The sequence below is a fragment of the Nocardia sp. NPDC004722 genome (assembly GCF_053601505.1).
The window spans coordinates 1-6,793 of record NZ_JBSGBY010000473.1 but is presented as its reverse complement, the minus strand read 5'-3'; the positions used below and the strand labels follow the sequence as shown (position 1 = coordinate 6,793).

8 protein-coding genes are annotated in these 6,793 nt (G+C 67.2%); 4 read left to right on the top strand and 4 right to left on the bottom strand.

The window, feature by feature from the left end:
- Window positions 1–140: 140 nt before the first annotated feature.
- Window positions 141–1,133 (bottom strand): Ppx/GppA phosphatase family protein, encoded by a 993-nt coding sequence (locus ACWELQ_RS33675; RefSeq protein ID WP_452401072.1) that lies wholly within the window; start codon window positions 1,131–1,133, stop codon window positions 141–143.
- A gap of 65 nt (window positions 1,134–1,198) precedes the next feature.
- On the opposite strand from ACWELQ_RS33675, the gene ACWELQ_RS33670 reads away from it, so the two are divergent.
- The 4 genes from ACWELQ_RS33670 (at window position 1,199) to ACWELQ_RS33655 (ending at window position 4,078) form a co-directional block, all read left to right on the top strand.
- Window positions 1,199–2,107 (top strand): hypothetical protein, encoded by a 909-nt coding sequence (locus tag ACWELQ_RS33670; protein ID WP_452401071.1) that lies wholly within the window; start codon window positions 1,199–1,201, stop codon window positions 2,105–2,107.
- A 100-nt stretch (window positions 2,108–2,207) separates the two neighbouring features.
- The gene (locus ACWELQ_RS33665) at window positions 2,208–2,918 is read left to right on the top strand and encodes a hypothetical protein (RefSeq protein WP_452401070.1); all 711 of its coding nucleotides are present in this window, start codon (window positions 2,208–2,210) and stop codon (window positions 2,916–2,918) included.
- Window positions 2,919–2,972: 54 nt separating this feature from the next.
- Window positions 2,973–3,533: a hypothetical protein gene (locus ACWELQ_RS33660; protein ID WP_452401069.1), complete on the top strand. Its 561-nt coding sequence runs from the start codon at window positions 2,973–2,975 to the stop codon at window positions 3,531–3,533.
- Between the two features lie 131 nt (window positions 3,534–3,664).
- Entirely contained in the window at window positions 3,665–4,078 is a 414-nt protein-coding gene (locus ACWELQ_RS33655) for a hypothetical protein (RefSeq protein ID WP_452401068.1), read from the top strand.
- A 127-nt stretch (window positions 4,079–4,205) separates the two neighbouring features.
- Here the strand turns inward: ACWELQ_RS33655 and ACWELQ_RS33650 are convergent, their stop codons facing one another.
- The 3 genes from ACWELQ_RS33650 to ACWELQ_RS33640 all read right to left on the bottom strand — a co-directional run bounded on the left by ACWELQ_RS33650 (window position 4,206) and on the right by ACWELQ_RS33640 (window position 6,694).
- A complete protein-coding gene (locus ACWELQ_RS33650; protein ID WP_452401067.1) occupies window positions 4,206–4,895 on the bottom strand; it encodes a response regulator in 690 nt (229 codons plus the stop codon).
- Window positions 4,892–6,142, bottom strand: coding sequence for a sensor histidine kinase (locus tag ACWELQ_RS33645; RefSeq protein WP_452401066.1), 1,251 nt, complete (start codon window positions 6,140–6,142; stop codon window positions 4,892–4,894). The genes ACWELQ_RS33650 and ACWELQ_RS33645 overlap by 4 nt, the downstream gene beginning before the upstream one ends.
- Before the next feature lie 165 nt (window positions 6,143–6,307).
- Complete coding sequence (locus ACWELQ_RS33640) at window positions 6,308–6,694, bottom strand: winged helix-turn-helix transcriptional regulator (RefSeq protein ID WP_452401065.1); 387 nt, start codon at window positions 6,692–6,694, stop codon at window positions 6,308–6,310.
- Between the last annotated feature and the right edge of the window lie 99 nt (window positions 6,695–6,793).

The window sequence follows — 6,793 nt, the reverse complement described above, 5'->3', positions numbered from 1 at the left end:
CCAGGGACAGTGCCCGCATACTCGCCTCCGCGACCAGCGCACCGGCCACGAGTTGTTGTGACCGATCAGAACTAACGCCTTCCAATTCTGCCCGTTCCGCGCCAGTAGCTCGGCGACGGACAGCTGACTTGCATCCTCGGTCATCGAGACACCGTTTCGATCGGGCCCGACAGGCCGCTGTCGGGCCCACCGGCTATCGGTTCGCTATCCAGGTCGGTATCCAGCTTGCGCAAGATCAATCCCTCTCGCAGTGCCCAGGGACAGATTTCGAGCGTGTCCAGGGACAGTGCCCGCATACTCGCCTCCGCGACCAGCGCACCGGCCACGAGTTGTTGTGACCGATCAGAACTAACGCCTTCCAATTCTGCCCGGTCCGCGGCCGTCATTCTCGATATGAACGCAATCAGCTGCCGCAGGCCGGAACTCGTGAGGGTACGCCGAACTCGGGGACCCGCAACAGAGGGGGCGGCTCCGGTCAGCCTGGCCAGCGAACGGAAGGTCTTGGAGGTGCCGACCGCCAGATCCGGGCGGCCCATCTCCAGCAGCTGCTTGCTCGGCAGGACGAGTTCGGCGTCGAGCCAGTCGCGCAACACCGCGACGCGGCGTTTGCCCGGCGGATCGTGGCGCAGCCAGTCCCGGGTGAGCCGGCCCGCGCCGAGTTGCAGCGACAGCGCGACGTCCGGGACCTCGTCCGCGCCGTTGCTCATCTCGAGCGAGCCGCCGCCGATATCCAGATTGAGAATCCGCCCGGCGCTCCAGCCGTACCAGCGGCGCACCGCGAGGAAAGTGTGTCGAGCCTCGTCGACACCGGAGAGGACCTTCAGATTGACGCCGGTCTCGCGGCGCACCCGGGCCAGCACCTCTTCGGAATTGGTCGCCTCGCGGACCGCGGAGGTGGCGAAGGCCATCAGCTCCACACAACCGGAAGTCTTTGCGATGCTTGCGAATTCGGCTACCGTGGCGGTCAGCCGAGCCGCGCCCGCGGCCGTGATCCGGCCCTCGTCGTCCATGCTCTCCGACAGCCGCAACGCGGACTTCGTCGAGCTCATAGGCATCGGGTGTCCACCACGATGCGCGTCCACCACGAGCAGGTGGACGGTATTGCTTCCCACATCGAGTACACCGAGCCGCACAAGAACACGGTACTGGGTGCGTCACGACTTCTGGCCAGGCGACTGAGCTGTTAGCGTTCCGCGTTGTGACGACAGGGGCATCGGCGAGCGGACCGACCGGGCTGCGACCAGCGGCGAAGATCGACCCGGCGCCCGAAGTGGAACTCGACTTTCCAAGGGAATGGATCGAGTTCGTCGATCCAGCAAATGATGAGCACCTGATCGCGGCCGATATGACCTGGCTGCTGTCACGCTGGACCTGCGTCTTCGGAACTCCGGCATGTCAGGGCATCATCGACGGCCGCGAGAACGACGGGTGCTGCTCGCACGGCGCGTTCCTCTCCGATGAGGAGGACGGCAAGAAGCTGCACGCGGCTGTGAAAATGCTCACACCCGAGGACTGGCAGCTGATGCCGGAGGCCATGGACGACAAGGGCCGCGTCCGCAAGAAGCTGTATCTGGAAGAGGACGACCTCGACGACGAACCGGCGTTGCGCACCCGGCGTTTCGACGGCGCGTGCATCTTCCTGAACCGGCCGGGCTTCGCCGAGGGCATCGGCTGCGCGCTGCACACCATGGCGCTGCGCAAGGGCTTGGAACCGCTCACCGTGAAACCCGAGGTTTGCTGGCAGCTGCCGATTCGGCGCACCCAGGAGTGGGTGGAACGGCCCGACGGGGTGGAGATCCTGCGTACCGCGATCGGCGAGTACGACCGTCGCGGCTGGGGTCCGGGCGGGCTCGATCTGAACTGGTACTGCACGGGATCACCGGATGCGCACGTGGGCACGCGACCGGTGTGGGAGGCGTACGCGCCGGAGTTGATCGAGCTGATCGGCAAGCCCGCGTACGACGAATTGGCCGCGCACTGCAAGCGTCGGCAGGGGCTCGGCATCGTGGCGGTGCACCCGGCCACGGTCATCGCCGAGGAGAAGGCCGCGAGCGAGGCCGCGCGGGCCGGTGGCGGCAAAACTGGACCGAAGACCAAGAAGAGTTAGCTGACCGTTCGGTAACTTTCTGAAATCCGAGATTTTCAGAACTAGTTTCACTTACTGTGCGACTGACCCAACCCCTCATGGGTCCAGCACAGGAGAACACATGAGCAAGACTTCGCCCGCACGGCGGTTTCTCGGTATCGGCATGTCCGGTGCCGCCGTCGCGGCCGGGGCCGTCGCGGTTCTGGTGGGTAGCCCCGCACCGGCCGCCAACGCCACCGTCGACTCGATCAGCGTCTCGGGCACCGATCACGTCGTCGGCCAGACCTACACCCTCAGCGCCACCGTCAGCGGCGCTTCGTTCGGTCTGCTCGTCTACTGGACCGACAACGGCCACAACCTCACCGACGTCGGCAAGGTCCCGTGGCCGGTCGGCCACGCCAGCCTCGACTGGACCCCGAGCACGGTCGGCCAGCACGTCATCGCGATCTCGCAGGGCAGCAGCTCCAAGACGGTGATCGTCAACGTGACCGACGGGTCCACCCCGACGACCACCACCGTCCCGCCGACCACGACCACGGTGCCGCCCACCACCACGGTTCCCCCGACGACCACGACGGTCCCGCCGACCACCACCACGGTCCCGCCCACCACCACGGTCCCGCCGACGACCGTGCCGCCGACCACCACCACCGAGCCGCCGACCACGACGACGGTCCCGCCCACGACCACCACCGTGCCGCCCACCACGACGACGGCTCCGCCCACGACCACCACCGAGCCGCCGGCCACCACGACGACTCCGCCGACCACCAGCACCCAGCCCAGCGGTGGCGGTACCGGTAGCGCCAACGGCCTGCCCTTCGGTCTCTGACCGCATCTCTCAGTTCCCTCGGGCCGCAGCCCGAGACGCCTCACAGGAGTACCCATGCGCAGCAACCCTTCCGGCCGTGTGATCGGGGCCGGACTGGCCGCGGTGGCCGTCGCCGGCACCGCCGCGATCACGATGACGACCGCACCCGCGAACGCCACCGTCGACGCGTTGAGCAGTTCCAGCACCACGCCGGTGGTCGGCGGCACCTACACCCTCAGTGCCGACCTCTCCGGGACCGACAGCAGCCTGCCGGTCGTCTGGGCCGACAACGGTGTCAACCTCAACACCCCGGCCGAGACCGCGCCCTTCCCGGCGGGGCACAGCAGCGTCACCTGGAAGCCCACCACCGCGGGCCCGCACGTCATCACCCTCACCCAGGGCAGCAGCACCAAGCCACTGATCCTGACCGTGGCGGACACCACCGTCCCGACGCCCACCTACACGCCGCCGACGCCCGCCAACCCGGCTCAGCCGACCACGACCGCACCGGCCACCACCCAGCCGAACAGCGGCGGCACGGGCAGCGGCGGTTCGGGCAGCGGCACCGGCAGCGCCACGGGCAGTGCGGGTTCGCTGATCAGCGGACTGCTGCGCGGCCTGCTCGGCAGCAGCTAGGCCGGTTCGTGGCCGGGGTGTCCGGCAGGTGAACACTCGGTGCCGTCGGCCGACCATCGAATCAGGCTGCGTGGAAGTATATTTCGATTCCCCATATGCCCGATGACCTCGGCCTGTGAATAGCCGGAAGTATGCGTGACATCGTCCGGCTATTGCCAATTCACCGAAACGTGTTAGACATCCTGGCCATGATCAAGAAATCCCTCGCCGTCGCGGCCCTGGCCGCCGGCGCCGTTATCTCCATTGCGCCGCAAGCGTTCGCCGATACCCCCGATCCGGCCGCGTTCTCCGATCGCACCGCCGATTTCGTGCCCTACAACGATCCTGCCGTGCTGAGCGCCAAGGACGCCGGCAAGCTGGTCATCGTCAGCCCGTACGGCACCAGCCACACCATCGCCTGCCGCGGCAACGGCGCGGACGTGCCGTGGTACGGCTGCATGCAGCAGGACAACCCGGGCCTGGGCTGGATCATCCTGCAGCAGCAGGAGCTTCCGGGCCTCGGCACCGCGTGGGTCGACACCATGCAGTCCGACCCCAACGCGTAGTTCGGCCCGAACTCGGCGGGGGCAGTACGAACCTGGGCGGGGGATGCACCAATCTCTGTCGGGGAGAAGGCATGAAACCCGCCCGCTTCGCAATTGCGAAGCGGGCGGGTTCTTTTCGTTCGGGGGCCTACGCCTCGAGCTTGTAGCCCAGGCCGCGCACGGTGACCAGGTGTTCCGGCTTGGCCGGGTCCGACTCGATCTTGGAGCGCAGGCGCTTGACGTGGACGTCGAGGGTTTTGGTGTCGCCGACGTAGTCGGCGCCCCAGACGCGGTCGATGAGCTGGCCGCGGGTCAGCACGCGACCGGAGTTGCGGAGCAGGTACTCGAGCAGGTCGAACTCCTTGAGCGGCAGGGTCACCGCCTTGCCGTTCACCTGGACGGTGTGGCGGTCCACATCCATGCGCACGGGACCCGCCTCGAGGACGCTGGTCTCGCTGCCGTTGTCGGGCTCCTCGCCCGCGCCGCGGCGCAGCACCGCGCGGATGCGGGCGATCAGCTCGCGCGAGGAGTAGGGCTTGGTGACGTAGTCGTCGGCGCCCAGTTCCAGGCCGACCACCTTGTCGATCTCGCTGTCACGCGCGGTCACCATGATGACCGGGACACTGCCGCGAGCGCGCAGTTGCTTGCACACGTCGGTGCCGCTCATGCCGGGGAGCATGAGATCGAGCAGGACGATGTCCGCGCCGGAACGGTCGAATTCGGACAGCGCGGACGGGCCGTCGCCCACCACGGTGACCTCGAACCCCTCCTTGCGCAGCAGGAACGCGAGCGGATCGGCCAGCGACTCCTCGTCCTCGACGATCAGCACACTCGTCATCGGGTTGCCTCCACACCGTTGGTTCTGGCCCGCCCGAGGGGACGCTGGCCGTTTTCTTTCTTGGCCACCGGAACACCGGCGGCAAGCTTCTTGTCGACCTGCCCGTTGACATCGGCAGGGTGGGCTGGGATACGCAGGGTGAACGTCGATCCGGTGCCCAGTTTGCTCCACAGCGTGATCTCACCGTTGTGGTTGGCGGCCACATGCTTGACGATAGCCAGCCCGAGGCCGGTACCGCCGGTGGCACGCGAGCGCGCCTTGTCGGCCCGGAAGAAACGCTCGAAAACGCGCTCCTGGTCCTCCTTGGAAATGCCGATACCGCGGTCGGTGACCGCGATATTGACGTAGCCGCCGCGCAGCGCCCGGCTCACCGACACGTGCGAGCCGCGCGGGGAGTAAGCGATGGCGTTCTCGACCAGGTTGGACAGGGCGGTCACCAGCAGGGTCTGATCGCCGAGGATCTCGAGGCCGCTGGTGGCGTCGGTGGAGACGGTGATGCCCGCGGCCTCGGCGACATTGCGGGAGCGCTCGAGGGCCTGGGTGACGACGGTGTCTACGTCGACGGCCTCCAGCTCCGGCAGTCGTTCCGCGCCCTGCAGGCGGGAGAGCGCGATCAGCTCGGTGACCATCTTGCCCATGCGGCGGGACTCGCCGTGCAGGCGTTCGCCGAAGTGCCGCACCGAATCCGGATCGTCGGCCGATTCCAGCAACGCCTCGGCCAACAGGCTCATGGCGCTGACCGGGGTCTTGAGCTCGTGGCTCACATTGGCGACGAAGTCGCGGCGGGTGGCCTCCATGCGGGCCTGCTCGGAATCGTCGTCGGCGAAGAGCACCACGAAGTTGGGGTTCTCCTGCGACAGCGACCGAGCAACCCCTCGGACAGCGAGGCGGGCGCGGCCGGGCATGGGGATCTTGGCGGTGAGCTCGAACTCCACGTCCTGGCCGTTGGACAGCACCTGTTCGACCGCGGCCCAGGCGCGTTCGTCGAGCAGGCGGTCGTGGACCACGCCCAGTTCCTCGGCGCGCGGGTTCACCAGCACCACATCCCGGTACTGGTCGACCACGGCGATGCCGGATTCCGAGGCCAGCACGATCAGGTCCAGCACCTGCGACATGGTCAGCCCGGTGTCGGTGGCGGCGCGCAGCCGCTCCTGGCGAGCATTCACATACGGAATGAGCAGTCCACCGACGGCCAGTCCAACTACGGCCGCCAGGACTGCCAAAAGCACGGCCTGTGGAACGCTCACATCATGAATCGTACGGTCGACTAAGCAGGGTCAAACCCGGGGTGCTGGAAGTTTCACGCAGGTCATAGGCACTTCCACCCTTGTTAGCTTGGCGTTTACGCAATGTTCGGTCAGCGTGTCCGCGCTGGTGAGCGGCCTCGCGGCAACCGCGTTCAGGACGGCCGATCAGTCCTCCGGATCGCCGTAGAGGGCGGTGCGCACGGAGTCGCCGTGGCGGTCGGCCCACTCCCCCAGCGCGAAGATCGGAATCAGTAGATCGCGGCCGGCGGGAGTCAGCGAATATTCAACGCGCGGTGGAGCTTCGGCGTAGCGGCGACGTTCCAGCAACCCCATCGCGGTCATCCGGTTCAAGGTCTGGGTGAGCATCTTCTGGCTGATGCCGCCGATGGTCCGGCGCAACTCCACCGGGCGCATCGGGCCCTCGCGCAGTGTGTAAACGATCACAGTCAGCCACGAATTGCCGAAAACATCCACGGCCAGGCGTGCCGGGCAGTCGGATTCGAGGCCGCCGTACTCCGAAAACTCCACCGGTTGGCTGATCTCGGCCGTCATGGATACAGCCTGCCACCGGCGATGAGCACCCGCAGGTGCGTATCGGGCTTCCTAGCGTCGAATCCACCAGCGAGACCTAGGAGTTCACATGCGTATCGG